The sequence below is a fragment of the Kitasatospora sp. NPDC051164 genome, assembly GCF_044455625.1.
GTDB lineage: Bacteria > Actinomycetota > Actinomycetes > Streptomycetales > Streptomycetaceae > Kitasatospora.
Genome location: NZ_JBITFB010000002.1, coordinates 285,777 through 299,374, shown reverse-complemented (window position 1 = coordinate 299,374; position 13,598 = coordinate 285,777). Strand labels below are relative to the sequence as shown.

Below are 13,598 nucleotides of genomic sequence, written 5' to 3'. Positions count from 1 at the left end.
GGGTGGTGGGGGGGGGGTGGGGGGGGGGGGGGGGGGGGGGGGGGGCCCGCCCCCCCCCGCCGGGGGGGGGCCGGCCCCCGGGGGGGGCCCCCCCCCCCCCCCCCCCGGCGGGGGGTCTCCCGGACGGCCCGCCGCCGGTGCGGCCGTGCGGTGCTCAGTGGTCGCCCGTGCCCCAGCCGTCGGCGGGCAGGGTGGGGTCCGGCTCGGCGCAGTCGTCGTGCTCGTAGCCCCACAGGATCACCTTGTACAGCCTGAACTCCTCCAGCGGGGGCTCGTCGCTATCGGGTCGGTTGCTGAGGACCAGCTCCACGTGGACATCCTCGACCGGCTCGAAGATCAGGTTCCGCTGGTCCGTGAGGTTCTCGTAGTTCACCGTCTGCCACGTGTGGCCGGTGGCGGTCAGCGCGGCCATCAGGTCGGTCTCGGTGACGATGGTGTCGAGCGTCACCAACTCGCCACCCGGCCGCGGGAATTCGAGCTGGTCATTCCAGGCCGACAGGGACAGTGAGTGAAGCTTCCGGCAGCGGCAGAACACCGTCATCACGTCGCCCCAGTGGTAAGCGCGCGGCCAGCGGCTTTCGCGGTGGAGCCGGCCCTGGTCCCATGGATCGCCGTAGTGGGCGGCGAGTTCGGGCAGCGAGGCGCCGTAGTGCAGCTTGCCGAGGCTGCCGGTGGTGGCCAGGCCGGTGAGGACAGCCATGAAGCCCGTCATCCCAGACACCCGCGCACCGCGTCGATCAGTCGGGTCGCCCGGGCGTCGCCGTGGCCGATCATCCGGTTGGCGACGTAGCCGAAGCCGATGCCGAACTCGTCGTCACCGAAGGAGAACTGGCCGCCGGCGCCGTCGTTGCCGAAGCTGCGCCCGCCGAGCAGCCTGCGGAAGGCGGGCGAGTCGAGCAGTACGCCGGAGCCCCAGCGGGCGCCCATGTCGAAGCCCAGGAAGCTCGTGCCGGAGGAGACTTCGCGCACCGCGTCGGTGACCGTGTCGGGCGAGAGCAGCCGTTCGCCGCCGTCCAGGCCGGTGACGGCCGCGGCGTACAGGCCCGCGAGGCCGGTGGCGGAGGCGACGGCGCCCGCGCCGGGCAGCTCGATCGCGTGCAGGGCCGGGTCGTTCCAGCCGTGCGGCACGTCCAGGCCGGGGAAGACCAGGGCGCCGTTCATCGTCACGATCCGGGTGAGCAGGTGCTCCGGGCCGGGCATCGGGCGGCGGCCCTCGGCCTCCACCAGTCGGGCCAGGCGAGGGAGTTCGCCCTCCGGCAGGCCGAGCCAGACCGGAAGGCCGAGCGGCTCGGCGAGTTCCTTGCGCAGGAACGCGCCGGGGGTCAGGCCGGTGATCCGGCGGATCAGCTCGCCGACCGCGAAGCCGAACACATGGCCGTGGTACTCGTAGGCCGTGCCCGGCTCCCAGAGCGGCTCCTGCGCCTCGATCGCCCGGATCACCGGCTCCCAGGCGGCGATCTCCTCGAAGGAGAGCACCGCGTCCAGCGCCGGGAGGCCGGCCCGGTGGCCGAGGATCATCCGGGTGGTGATCGACTGCTTGCCGTTCCGCGCGAACTCGGGCCAGTAGCGGGCGATCGGCGCGTCCAGGTCGAGCCGGCCCTGCTGGGCGAGCAGGTGCGCGCAGATGCTCACCGGGCCCTTGGCGCACGAGAAGACCGGCACCACGGTGTCCTGCGTCCAGGCCCGGCCGGTGCGCTCGTCGGCCGTGCCGCCCCACAGTTCGACCACCTTGTGGCCGCCGGCGAACACCGTGACGGCGGCGCCCAGCTCGGGGAACTCGGCGAAGTTGCGCGCGAAGGCATCCGCGACGGCGCCGAAGCGTTCGTCGGCCCAGCCTTGGTACTGCTGCATGGTGTGGAGCCCCGTTCTGCCCTCAAGATCAGCGACCGGACCACGGTACGGGAGCCGGGCGGCCGTGACGAGGGGATTTCACCACGCCGGGGCTGGAGGGGTGGGTGTGACAGACTCGCGGGCGATCCGGAGCAGAACCGGAGGAGAAGCGACGGAGGGGGTCCGGTGGACCGGGAGGCGTTGACCGCGCTCTGGCAGCGGCGGTGGCCGGGCTGCGAGCCCGTCGGGAACGGGCTCTACTCGGAGGGGCGGGACGTCTGGGTGCGCTTCCACAGCCTGCCGGAGTCCAAGCGCTACCCCGACGACGAGCGCGAGTACGCGATCGTGCTGGAGCGCTACAACACCGTGCTGGACGAGCTGTTCGCCGGCACGGAGGTGTACGTGATCACGCCGGAGCGGACGTCGGAGCCGCCCGCCCCCGCCGCGCGCCCGGGAACGACCCACTGGCGGAGCTGGCAGCAGACCGACGATCCCGACCCGGAATTCTGGGTCCACTGCCACGCCTTCGTCGAGCAGCGCCCGTGGCGGCGCGGCTGCCTCGACGGGCTGCTGCGACGGGTCGCCGACGACGAGGTGGCCGGTGTGATCATCACGGACACCGAACTCCTGCGGGTCTACCACCCGTACGACGGCGGCGCGGACGTCTTCCTGACCACGACGCAGGAGCGCGACCGGCTGAAGGAGCGGCACAGCGAGTGGCTGTCGAAGCACCCGCAGGGGTACTGACCTAGGTCGTCGCGGCCGACCGGCGGGGTCTGGGTGTGGGTACGGGTGCCGGTGAGGCTGTGGGATGGCTGGCGGGGCGCGGGTGTGGGAAGGCTCGGTCGGGACGTCCCCACGCGCCGCACCGGATGAAGGAGAGCCCAGGATGACCGCAGTGCACGAATCCGTCCTCGACGCGATCGGCGGGACGCCGCTGATCCGGCTCGCCCGGCTCGGTGCCGGCGTCGCCGCGCCGATCTACGCCAAGGCCGAGTTCCTCAACATCGGCGGCAGCGTCAAGGACCGCGCCGCGCTGTCCATGGTCCTGGCCGCCGAGCGGGACGGTCTGCTCAAGCCCGGCGGGACGATCATCGAGGCGACCTCCGGCAACACCGGCATCGGCCTGGCCATCGTCGGGCGGCGGCGCGGGTACCGGGTGATCGCCGGGGTGTCGGAGAAGTCGGCGCCCGAGAAGTCGGACATCCTGCGGGCGTACGGCGCGGAGGTGGTGCGCGCCACGACCACCGTGCCGCGGGAGGATCCGCGGCACCTGTTCAACGTGGTCCAGCGGCTCGCCGCGGAGATTCCCGGGGCCTGGCTCGCCAACCAGTACGACAACCTGGCCAATCCCGATGCCCATGTCCGGACCACCGGTCCCGAGATCTGGGAGCAGACCGGCGGCCGGGTGACCCACTTCGTCGCGGGCGTCGGCACCGGCGGAACCGTCACCGGCACCGGCGGGTACCTGCAGCAGGTGTCCGGCGGCGCGGTGACCGTGGTCGGCGCGGACCCGGAGTCCTCCTCGTACGGAGGCGGGGACGGCAGCCCGTGGTTCGTCGAGAGCATCGGGCACTTCCTCCACCCCGAGACGATCGAGGACCGCTGGCCGCAGGCCTACCGCTCGGAGGTGGTCGACTCCTTCGAACGGATCCCGGACCGCGAATCGCTGCTGACGGCACGCCGGCTCGCACGGGAGGAGGGCCTCCTGGCCGGCCCGTCCTCGGGCACGGCGGTGGCGGCGGCGCTGCGGGTGGCGCGGCGGCTGGGCCCGGACGACCTGGTGGTCGTGCTGCTGCCGGACTCGGGACGCTCGTACCTGTCCAAGGTGCACAGCGACGTGTGGATGCGGGAATGGGGCTTCCTGGAGGAGCCGGGGGAGACGGCGGTGCGGGAGGCGCTGGAGGCGGCGGGCCCGCCGGTGACGGTCCCCGCCGACGCGACCGTCGGCGAGGCGGTGGAGGCGCTGCAGGCCGTGCCGGGTGGCGTGGCACCGGCGGTGCTGGCGCGGGCGGCGCGCCCGTTCGGGGTGAGCGCGACGGAGGTGGTGGGCTCGGTGTCGCGGGAGGTGCTGGCGGCGGCGCTCGCGGACGGCGGTGCCAAGCCGGGCGATCCGCTGGGCGCGCTGCTCGGGCCGGCGCTGCCGACGGTGGGCGTCGGGCAGTCGCCGGCCGAGGCGCGGGCGGCCCTGGCGGGGCCGGCCGGGCAGGCTGGGCAGGTGGGGGCGACCGGGCAGGCCGGCGGGGGTGGCCACCCGGCCGTCCTGGTGCTGGTGGACGGGCGGGTGGCCGGGGTGCTGCCGCGGGAGGCCTTCGCGAACTGACGATCCGTCAGGTGGCGCCGGTGGGTGTCAGGATGGCGGAGATCACCCGGTCCAGCGTGCGGTCGAAGGCCCTGTCCGGGTCGGCGGGCGGGCCGGCGGTGGCGAATGCCTGCGCCAGGTGCGGGAAATCGCCGCTCATCGCCGCCTGGCTGAGGTAACCGACCAGCTCTGCCTGCCACTTGGCGCCCGCAGCCGCCGTCTGCTCGTACTGCGCGAACTGGGTGACGAACCCGTTGAACAGTGCCATCGCCTCCATCCGGGCTCCGCCGCCGAGGCCGGTGGGGGCGGTGACGGCCAGGAAGTGGTCGGTGTAGCGCAGGGCGTTGGGGCCGAGGCTGGGACGGGCCAGCAGCAGCGCGGGCAGCCAGGGGTGGCGGCGGGAGATGTCGAGCTGCTGGTGGGCGAGGTCGGCGAGGTCGGCCCGGACGTCGCCGCTCGGCGCGGGCGGCAGCCGGTACTCGCCGGTGACCGCGTCGAGCATCAGGTCGAGCAGGTGCTCCTTCTTCGGCACGTAGTTGTAGAGCGACATCGTGCCCGCGCCGAGCGCCGCCGCGACCCGGCGCATGGAGACCGCGTCCAGGCCCTCGGCGTCGGCGATCCCGATGGCCGCGGCGGCGATCGAGTCGCGACTGTGGGCCGGGCGCGGGCCGCGGCCGGTGCGCTCGGGGCGCAGCCAGATCAGTTCGGGGGCCTCGGGGGGTGTGGGCCTGCCCGGCTGCTGCGCAGCGTCGGGGCTCTTTCGGCTCTCGGAGCCGGTGGGGGTCTTGCTGGACGGCACTGGAAGATCACCTCGCTCTCCCATCTTAGAGACGCTTCCGGATCGACCCCTTAGATACGTACGGCGTACGTAGTACGATTGTGTCCGCGTTCGCTTCTACGTACGCTGTACCTAGAGAAGGGGCAGAGCCATGTCCGACACCACCCGGCCCGCCATCGAGATGGCGGGCGTGGCGAAACAATTCGGTGCCACCCAGGCCCTGCGCGGCCTCGACCTCACCGTCCCCGCCGGCACCGTCTGCGGCCTCCTCGGCCCCAACGGCGCCGGCAAGACCACTGCCGTCCGTGTCCTCGCCACCCTGGTCGCCCCCGACCGCGGCACCGCCCGGGTCGCCGGACACGACGTCGTCCGCGCCGCCGAGGACGTCCGACGCTCCATCGGCCTCGCCGGGCAGCACGCCGCCGTCGACGAGGGCATCACCGGCCGCGACAACCTCCACCTGCTCGGCCGGCTGCACCGCCTCGGCGCCCGCCGGGCCCGGGTGCGCGCCGACGAACTGCTGACCCGCTTCGGCCTCGCCGAGGCCGCCGACCGGCTGGTGCGCACCTACTCCGGCGGCATGCGCCGGCGCCTCGACCTCATCGCCAGCCTGGTCACCAGCCCGCCCGTACTCTTCCTGGACGAGCCGACCACCGGGCTCGACCCGCGCAGCCGCCAGGAAATCTGGGACACCGTCAAGGAGTTGGCGGACGGCGGCACCACCGTCCTGCTCACCACCCAGTACCTGGAGGAGGCCGACCGGCTCGCCGACGACATCGTCGTCGTCGACCACGGCTCCGCCATCGCCACCGGCCCACCGGACCGGCTCAAGGCGGCGATCGGCAGCCAGGTCTCCGTCACCCTGGCCACCCCCGGTCAGCTCGCCTCCACCGCCGTGGTGTTGTCCGCGATGACGGGCGGCGACGCGCAGGTGGATGTCGCCGAGCGGACCGTCACGGTGCTGACGGCCCCCGGCGTGTCCGTCCTGTTGCCCTCGCTGGTGCGGGAGTTGGACGGGGCGGGGGTCGTCGCGCAGGACGTCGCGGTGCGGACTCCGTCGCTGGACGACGTCTTCCTGGCGCTGACCGGCCGGTCGGGCGGGGCCCCCGCCGAGGCCGGGGCCCCCGCCGAGGCCGGGGCGTCCGCCGAGCCCGCTGAGGTCGGAGGGCCCACCGAGGCCGGGAGGGCCGCCTGATGGCCACCGTCGTGTACGCGGCCCCGCGACCGTCCACCGTCGGCCGGCTGGTCTCCGACACCTGGACGTCGATGCTTCGCATCCTGCTCAACTACCGCCACTCACCCGGCCTGTTGGCCGCCTCGCTGGGCGTCCCGGTGATCATGGTGGTGGTCTTCGGGTACGTCTTCGGCAGCGCCATGCGGGTGCCGGGCGGCGGCGACTACCGGGAGTTCCTGATGCCCGGGCTGTTCGCCATGGTCGCCACCAACGGCATCATGCCCACGATGGTCGGCGCCGCCCGCGACGTCGGGCGCGGCGTCACCGACCGGCTGCGCTCCATGCCGGTCTCCCGTACCGGTCTGCTGCTCGGACAGACCCTCGCCGACCTGCTGGTCAGCGCGGTCGTCCTGGCGCTGCTGGCACTGGTCGGGCTCGCCACCGGCTGGCGGGCCCGGCACGGACTCGCCGACACCGCGGGGGCGTTCGCACTGCTGCTGCTCTTCCGGTTCGTGATGACGTGGGTCGGCACCCTGCTCGGCCTGACCGTCGGCAAGGAGGAGGCGGCCGGCCAACTCTCCGTCGTGGTCTTCCCGGTGGCGATGATCACCAACGCCTACGTGCCGACCGTCGGCATGCCCGGCTGGCTGCGCTTCGTCGCCGACTGGAACCCGATCAGCTCCGTCGTCCAGGCCTGCCGGGAGCTCTTCGGCAACCCCTCGGCACCCGGATCCGCCTGGCCGGCGCAGCATGCCACGCTCGCCGCGCTGCTCTGGAGCGCCGTGCTGCTCGCGTTCTGCATGCCGCTCGCCGTACGGAAGTTCGCCACGCACGGGCGGTGACCAGGGGTTCCGGCGCGCCCGCGAAATGTGCTGGACAGGGGGGTCGGTGTGGTCTTGGGTGGGGCGCCATGGAGTACACCCACCTCGGCCGCACCGGCCTGACCGTCTCCCGCCTCTGCCTCGGCACCATGAACTTCGGCCCGCACACCGAAGAGGCCGACGCCCACCGTCTCATGGACACCGCCCACGACCGCGGCATCAACTTCTTCGACACCGCCAACAGCTACGGCCGCGACAGCGAGGGCAACCTCAAGGGTCGCACCGAGGAGATCATCGGCCGCTGGTTCGCCCAGGGCGGCGGCCGCCGCGAGCGCACCGTCCTCGCCACCAAGGCCTACGCCGACATGAGTGACTGGCCCAACGGCGGCAAGCTCTCCGCGCTCGCCATCCGCAAGGCCGTCGAGGCCAGCCTGCGCCGCCTGCAGACCGACCACATCGACCTCTACCAGATGCACCACATCGACCGGGCCACGCCCTGGGAAGAGATCTGGCAGGCGATGGAGATCCTGGTCGCCCAAGGCAAGATCATCTACGTCGGCTCCAGCAACTTCGCCGGCTGGCACATCGCCCAGGCCCAGGAGGCCGCCCGCTCCCGCCACTTCCTCGGCCTGGTCAGCGAGCAGTCCCTCTACAACCTGCTCGACCGCGCGATCGAGCTCGAGGTCATCCCCGCCCTCCAGCACTACGGCCTCGGGCTCATCCCGTGGTCGCCGCTGCGCAGCGGCCTGCTCGGCGGCGTCCTGCGCAAGGAACGCGAGGGCACCCGCGGCCGCAGCGGCATGGGCTACGCGAACGAACTCCTCGCCAAGCACCGCGACCGCATCCAGGCCTACGAGGACTTCGCCGACGAACTCGGCACCGACCCCGCCGACCTCGCCCTCGCCTGGCTCCTCTCCCGCCCCGCCGTCACCGCCCCCATCATCGGCCCCCGCACTCCCGCCCACCTCGACGCCGCCCTCGCCGCCCTCGACCTCGAACTCGACCGGAAGACTCTCGACCGCCTCGACGAACTCTTCCCGGGCCACCAGCCCGCCCCGGAGGACTACGCCTGGTAGGCCACCCGCCCCCGGCCGGCCCCGGCCGCGCGACCGACCCCGGTCGCGCGGCCGGGGGCCGGACATTGCGGGGATCGTCCGGCCGGCGGGGATTCGCGGGACCTGCTCGGCCACCTGCCCGGGTGGTTCGGTGCCGCCGCCGCCGGCTGGGCGCGGGACGTCGACCCCGGGCCCGGCCGGCTGTGGTAGCAAGGCTGGTATGAGGGAGACGAGGGAACGGGTCGGGGAGCGGGGGGCGTACCACCACGGGGCGTTGCCGGAGGCGTTGGTGGCGGCGGCGTTCGAGGTGTTGGACGAGCAGGGCCAGGAGAAGGTGAGTGTGCGGGAGGTGGCGCGGCGGGCGGGGGTGTCGGCGGGGGCGCCGTTCCGGCACTTCGCCGACCGGCAGGCGCTGTTGACCGCGTTGGCGGACCGGGTGCTGGCGGACTTCGTGCGCTGGCAGGAGGCGCAGGTGGCGGCCGCCGGGTCGGACGGGGGGCCGGACGGGGGGTCGGTGATGCGGGCGGTCGGCCTGGGGTTCGTCCGGTACGCGGTGCGTCATCCGCGGCGGTTCGAGCTGGTGCGCTCGCGGGTGTTCGCGGCCTCGCGGGAGCCGGAGCTGCGGGAGCAACTGGACGGGATCGACCGGGCGTTGATGGATGTGGTCGCCGCGGACCAGGAGGCGGGCCGGTTGCGTCCCGGGGATCCGGCGCTGGTCGGGCTGGCCGGGCAGGCGCTGGTGTACGGGCTGGCGCAGATGATCGTGGACGGCTACCTGCCGACCGAGAAGGCGGAGGAGCTGGCCGCGCAGGTGCTGGACACCTTCGGTCAGGGGATCGCCAACCGACCTGCGCAGTAGCCGAATTGTGGCGGTTGCGAGCCTTGACCGGGTCATCGTGCGCTGATGTAATCACCGCTTACATGGGGTGCGGGTTCGGCGCGGGGAGGCCGGGATGTCCACGGGTCCGGGATCACGTGCGGGAGGGACGGGTTCGCCGTTCGTCCGCTCGGTGTTCGCCAAGCCGCTGCGGGGCTACACCACCGCCGCCGCCACCGGCGACACCGTGGTGCTGCTCATCGGCATGCGGATCAACCGGTTCTGGGCCGTGCACCACTGGGGCCCGGTGATGTTCGCGATGTTCCGGATGCTGTACGAGCTGCGCCGCGGCTCCGAGCGTGGCGCCGAGCGCGGTCTTCTCGGCCGCATCCTGCTCACCGCCTCGCCGCGCACCTACTACGTCGTCCAGTACTGGGAGTCGAAGGAGAGGCTGTACGGCTACGCGAGCGCGCCGGACGGCTTCCACCACACCGTGTGGGGCATCGCCAACCGCAAGCTGCGGGAGGGCAAGGCCCGCGGGCACGTCGGGCTCTGGCACGAGACGTACATCGTGCCGGAGGGCGGGTACGAGTCGATCTACTTCGACATGCCGCCGTTCGGCCTGGCCGGCGCCACCGGTGCGCTCCCGGTGGAGGAGCGCGGACGGCACGCGGCGCAGCGGCTGGCCTACCGGTCGAGCGAGACCGGCGGGGCGGGAGACTCCGCCGGCGCCGGGAAGCGGCTCGGGGACACGGCCGTCGGAGACGGCGCGACGGGCGCGTAGGTGGTGGTGGCCGGCGAGACGGGTGAATCGGGCGAGTCCGGCCCCATGGCGACCGCCAGGTAGACCCATGGCGCCAGGAGAATCGTCGCGCCCGTCGCCAGTAGGGCCAGTACCCCCAGGAAGAACTGCTTCACCGTTGCTCCCACGTCCTCGACCGTCCTTGTCCACCGCGTGATCACGGTACGGAAAGCCGCAGGTCGGCCGCCTGAGTACGGATACTCAGGGAGTGTCGTGAGTTGTCCGGCCGCCCGGCGTGAGAGCGTCGGGGGATGGTGGATCAGGGCAGCGCCGCGCGGCCGGCGCGGGTGGTGCACGAGGTGCCGTACCGGGCGCAGTGGGAGTCCCCGGAGCTGGTGCGGGAGATCGTCGACGGGCGGTTGGACGCGTCTGCGGACCCGCGCTGGGGGCAGTCCGGGGCGGCCGGCCCGACGGAGTACGCGTGGTGGTCGTGGCGGCTGTGCGGGGTGGCCTGCCTGCGGATGGCGCTGGAGCACTGGTGGGGCGTGACACCGACGGCGATGGCGCTCGCGGGCGAGTGCGTGGCGGCGGGCGCCTACGTGCGGGACGGTGAGAGCCTGCGCGGTCTGATCCACCTGCCGTTCGCCGACTACGTCCGGCGGCGGTGGGGACTCGCGGCGCACGCCCGGGAGTTGACGCCCGAGGAGGTGTCGGCCGAGGTGGCCCGCGGACGGCTGGTGATGGTGTCGGTGCACCCGTCGATCCGGGAGCCGGGCGGTCCGGAGCCGGTACGGCGCGGCGGCCACCTGGTGCTGGCGGTGGGCGCCACGGACACGGCGCTGCTGATCCACAACCCGTCCGGTTTCCCGGGGGAGTCGCAGGCCTTCGCGCGCGTGCCGTGGCGGTCGTTCGGGGCGTTCTACGCCGGGCGGGGGATCGTGCTCGGCCCGCCGGGGGAGTAGCGGAGCAGGGAGTAGGGGAGCAGGCGAGTAGCGGAGCAGGGGAGTAGCGGAGCAGCGGGCGGCCTACGGGTTGTCGGGCAGCCCCGCCGGGTTGACCGGAAGTTCGCTGCGACACAGTGCCGATATCGGTTTCAAGGCCGCCGCCAGCCGGTCGAGTTCGGCGCGCGGGTAGTCCTCCCACACCCGGGTGGCGGCCAGGTCGGTGGCGGCCTCGACGGCCTGGTGGCGGATCCGGCCGAGTTCGGTGACCGTGCCCGCGGCGGTCAGCCAGCCGCGCTCGACCAGGCGCTCCGCGGCCGCCTCCCACTCGGCGTCCGTCCATCCGCGCAGCGGCTGGATCATCTCGCGCCGCATGTCCATCGCGCAGCGGATCACCAGCGCCTCGCAGCCGTCCAGCCCGGCCGCCACCAGCGCGGCCACGTGGCCGTCCCCGCGGTGCTCGCGCATCACGGTGGCGGCCTGCCAGAGCCGCTCATACAGGCCGGTCGGCCGGGGGAGCGCGGTGTTGGCGGCGGCCAGTACCCGGCCCGCGCAGTCCAGCCGGGACGCGACCTGCTCCAGGGTCTCCGCGACCAGCTCGACCTGCTCCGGGTTCACGTGCTCCAGCAGCCGGGCCAGCGTCGCCGCCGAGCCCTTCAGCCGGGCGACCAGCGCCTCCTCCGGGCTCGCGTGCGTCCACACCTCCGGCAGCGCGCGCTCGACCATCGCCGGGGAGAAGTTGAAGAACGCGGCGACCACGGGCGTCGCGTCCACCGCGCCGAGCGGGGCCGAGCGGCTCGCGAAGTAGCTGTGCAGGCGGCCGTGCAGACCGGCCTCCTCGAAGGCGGCGCGCCCCTCGGGCAGGAAGTAGGTGACGGCGTGCACCGGCTCGAAGAGCCACCACAGTGCGCGGGCGGGGTGGACGAGATCGGCCATCGGAAGACCTTCCTCGGACGGAGCTCCGGGGTGGAAGCGGGAGCTCGGCTGGTCGGGACGGCCCGGCGGACGCCGCGGCGGCCCGTGCCTCGGACCGCTGCGGCGGGTGAGTGGACCGCTTCCATGGCTGATGACCACAGCGGCGCCCCCGGTAATCCCCGGCGGGGTGTGATGACGGTCACGCGCAGGCGCCGGTAGGCGGTCGGCGGTCGTGCGGCGCGAGATGATGAGCCAAGGCGCCCGCTGCCGGGGCGCCCCAGCCCTCATGTGAAGGTAGTCGGTCATGGCCCAGATCAACCCCAGCATCCTGTCCGCGGACTTCGCCCGGCTCGCCGACGAGGCCGAGGCCGTCCGGGGTTCCGACTGGCTGCACGTGGACGTCATGGACAACCACTTCGTGCCCAACCTGACCCTGGGCGTCCCGATCGTCGAGTCGCTCGCCCGCGCCACCGACATCCCGCTCGACTGCCACCTGATGATCGAGGACCCGGACCGCTGGGCCCCCCAGTACGTCGAGGCGGGCGCCGGCTCCGTCACCTTCCACGTCGAGGCCGCCGCCGCGCCCGTCCGGCTCGCCCGCGAGATCCGCGCCAAGGGCGCCCGGGCGTCGATGGCGCTCAAGCCGGGCACGCCGATCGAGCCGTACGAGGACCTGCTCCCCGAGCTCGACATGGTGCTGATCATGACCGTCGAGCCCGGCTTCGGCGGCCAGGCGTTCCTGGACATCATGCTGCCGAAGATCCGCCGCACCCGGGAGCTGATCGCCAAGCACGACCTGGAGCTGTGGCTGCAGGTGGACGGCGGCGTCGCCGCCGGCACCATCGAGCGCTGCGCCGAGGCGGGCGCGGACGTGTTCGTGGCCGGCTCTGCGGTGTACGGGGCGGAGGACCCCGCGAAGGCGGTCCGCAGCCTGCGGGACCTCGCCGGCAAGGCCTCGGCGGACGCCTGGTGGGCCTGCCGGCACTGAGCCGCCGCAGCCTCACGGCGGTCGCCGAGTCGCCGAGTCGCCGACCGCCGGATGGCCGGGCGCGGGTGGAGGAACGTCGGACCGTGACGGATGATCGGTGACGACGAACCCCTCTCCGCCCGGCCTTCCTCGTACGGTGGTGGAAACCGCGATGAGCAACCTCGACCTCAAGCCCACCCCGACCGCCTGCGGCCGCGAGGCCAGTAGCGGCCCGGTTCAGGATCTACTGACGCCCCGTCAATTTCAGCTCGGTGGAAGCACGGTGGTCCGCCGCCTGCTCCCCAACCTCGGCCGGCGGATGGTCGGCGCCTGGTGCTTCGTCGACCACTACGGCCCGGATGACATCGCCGGCGAGCCCGGCATGCAGGTCCCGCCGCACCCGCACATGGGCCTGCAGACGGTCAGCTGGCTCCACGAGGGCGAGGTGCTGCACCGCGACAGCCTCGGCAGCCTGCAGACCGTCCGGCCGTACGAACTGGGCCTGATGACCTCCGGCCGGGCGATCTCCCACTCCGAGGAGTCCCCGCGGCCGCACGCCCGCCACCTGCACGGCGCCCAGCTCTGGGTCGCCCTCCCGGACGCCCACCGGCACACCGCCCCCACCTTCGAGCACCACCCCGACCTGCCCGTCGTCACCGCCCCGGGCCTGCGCGCCACCGTCATCCTCGGCACCCTCGACACCGCCGCCTCGCCCGGCACCACCCACACCCCCCTCGTCGGCGCCGACCTCGCCCTCACCGAGGGCACGGACCTCCGGCTCCCCCTCGTCCCCGACTTCGAGTACGCCGTCCTCGCCATGTCCGGCCGCGTCGACGTCGACGGCGTCCCCGTCGAACCCGGCTCCATGCTCTACCTCGGCTGCGGCCGCCCCCACCTCCCGCTCCACGCCCACACCGACGCCGCCGTCCTCCTTCTCGGCGGGGAACCCTTCGACGAGAAGATCGTCATGTGGTGGAACTTCATCGGCCGCTCGACGGAGGACATCGCCCGGGCGCGTGCCGACTGGATGACGGGCGACCGCTTTGGCGAGGTCCACGGCTACGCGGGCGACCGGCTGGCGGCGCCGGAGCTGCCCGCCCTACCGCTGAAGGCCCGGGGTCGGGAGCGCTGAGGCGCCGGTTGATGAGCCAGGCGAATGCTTGCGCTGCGTCCGCCACGCAGGTGGACAGAGCAGCTTGCCAGTTTCGCGCTCTGCGGCCGGACGGGCTGGGGAGCAGTTGGCGGCCCCGAGGCCG

General features: G+C 73.4%; 14 protein-coding genes. 10 read left to right on the top strand and 4 right to left on the bottom strand.

All coding sequences use genetic code 11. The features are described 5' to 3' along the window. Nucleotides 1-154 precede the first annotated feature (154 nt). Together ACIBEC_RS03875 and ACIBEC_RS03870 are read right to left on the bottom strand one after the other, a co-directional pair. Nucleotides 155-700 (bottom strand): hypothetical protein, encoded by a 546-nt coding sequence (locus ACIBEC_RS03875; protein WP_360492343.1) that lies wholly within the window; start codon nt 698-700, stop codon nt 155-157. Nucleotides 701-708: 8 nt separating this feature from the next. Continuing rightward, the gene (locus ACIBEC_RS03870) at nt 709-1,851 is read right to left on the bottom strand and encodes a serine hydrolase domain-containing protein (RefSeq protein WP_360492307.1); all 1,143 of its coding nucleotides are present in this window, start codon (nt 1,849-1,851) and stop codon (nt 709-711) included. A gap of 165 nt (nt 1,852-2,016) precedes the next feature. On the opposite strand from ACIBEC_RS03870, the gene ACIBEC_RS03865 reads away from it, so the two are divergent. Together ACIBEC_RS03865 and ACIBEC_RS03860 are read left to right on the top strand one after the other, a co-directional pair. Further along, nucleotides 2,017-2,577, top strand: coding sequence for a hypothetical protein (locus ACIBEC_RS03865; protein ID WP_360492304.1), 561 nt, complete (start codon nt 2,017-2,019; stop codon nt 2,575-2,577). A 142-nt stretch (nt 2,578-2,719) separates the two neighbouring features. Further along, nucleotides 2,720-4,153, top strand: a complete 1,434-nt coding sequence (locus tag ACIBEC_RS03860) for a pyridoxal-phosphate dependent enzyme (protein WP_360492301.1) — start codon at nt 2,720-2,722, stop codon at nt 4,151-4,153. Nucleotides 4,154-4,160: 7 nt separating this feature from the next. Here the strand turns inward: ACIBEC_RS03860 and ACIBEC_RS03855 are convergent, their stop codons facing one another. Continuing rightward, nucleotides 4,161-4,931 carry a TetR/AcrR family transcriptional regulator C-terminal domain-containing protein gene (locus tag ACIBEC_RS03855; RefSeq protein WP_360492298.1) on the bottom strand — a complete coding sequence of 257 codons (771 nt, stop codon included), beginning with the start codon at nt 4,929-4,931 and terminating at the stop codon, nt 4,161-4,163. Nucleotides 4,932-5,061: 130 nt separating this feature from the next. On the opposite strand from ACIBEC_RS03855, the gene ACIBEC_RS03850 reads away from it, so the two are divergent. The 6 genes from ACIBEC_RS03850 (at nt 5,062) to ACIBEC_RS03825 (ending at nt 10,481) form a co-directional block, all read left to right on the top strand. Further along, the gene (locus tag ACIBEC_RS03850) at nt 5,062-6,105 is read left to right on the top strand and encodes an ATP-binding cassette domain-containing protein (protein WP_360492295.1); all 1,044 of its coding nucleotides are present in this window, start codon (nt 5,062-5,064) and stop codon (nt 6,103-6,105) included. Further along, complete coding sequence (locus tag ACIBEC_RS03845; RefSeq protein ID WP_360492292.1) at nt 6,105-6,926, top strand: ABC transporter permease; 822 nt, start codon at nt 6,105-6,107, stop codon at nt 6,924-6,926. Before ACIBEC_RS03850 ends, ACIBEC_RS03845 begins: the two co-directional genes overlap by 1 nt. Before the next feature lie 68 nt (nt 6,927-6,994). Continuing rightward, nucleotides 6,995-7,981 carry an aldo/keto reductase gene (locus ACIBEC_RS03840; protein ID WP_360492289.1) on the top strand — a complete coding sequence of 329 codons (987 nt, stop codon included), beginning with the start codon at nt 6,995-6,997 and terminating at the stop codon, nt 7,979-7,981. A 199-nt stretch (nt 7,982-8,180) separates the two neighbouring features. Further along, entirely contained in the window at nt 8,181-8,819 is a 639-nt protein-coding gene (locus ACIBEC_RS03835) for a TetR/AcrR family transcriptional regulator (protein WP_360492286.1), read from the top strand. Between the two features lie 151 nt (nt 8,820-8,970). Next, nucleotides 8,971-9,561 (top strand): DUF4188 domain-containing protein, encoded by a 591-nt coding sequence (locus tag ACIBEC_RS03830; RefSeq protein WP_360492338.1) that lies wholly within the window; start codon nt 8,971-8,973, stop codon nt 9,559-9,561. A gap of 269 nt (nt 9,562-9,830) precedes the next feature. Continuing rightward, entirely contained in the window at nt 9,831-10,481 is a 651-nt protein-coding gene (locus tag ACIBEC_RS03825) for a C39 family peptidase (RefSeq protein ID WP_360492283.1), read from the top strand. 63 nt (nt 10,482-10,544) lie between these two features. On the opposite strand, the gene ACIBEC_RS03820 is transcribed toward ACIBEC_RS03825, so the two are convergent. Next, the gene (locus tag ACIBEC_RS03820; protein WP_360492280.1) at nt 10,545-11,396 is read right to left on the bottom strand and encodes a hypothetical protein; all 852 of its coding nucleotides are present in this window, start codon (nt 11,394-11,396) and stop codon (nt 10,545-10,547) included. Between the two features lie 283 nt (nt 11,397-11,679). Between ACIBEC_RS03820 and rpe the strand changes: the two genes are divergently transcribed. Both rpe and ACIBEC_RS03810 read left to right on the top strand, forming a co-directional pair. After that, nucleotides 11,680-12,363 carry a ribulose-phosphate 3-epimerase gene (gene rpe / locus ACIBEC_RS03815; protein ID WP_360492277.1) on the top strand — a complete coding sequence of 228 codons (684 nt, stop codon included), beginning with the start codon at nt 11,680-11,682 and terminating at the stop codon, nt 12,361-12,363. A 151-nt stretch (nt 12,364-12,514) separates the two neighbouring features. After that, complete coding sequence (locus ACIBEC_RS03810; protein WP_360492275.1) at nt 12,515-13,474, top strand: pirin family protein; 960 nt, start codon at nt 12,515-12,517, stop codon at nt 13,472-13,474. Nucleotides 13,475-13,598 lie beyond the last annotated feature (124 nt).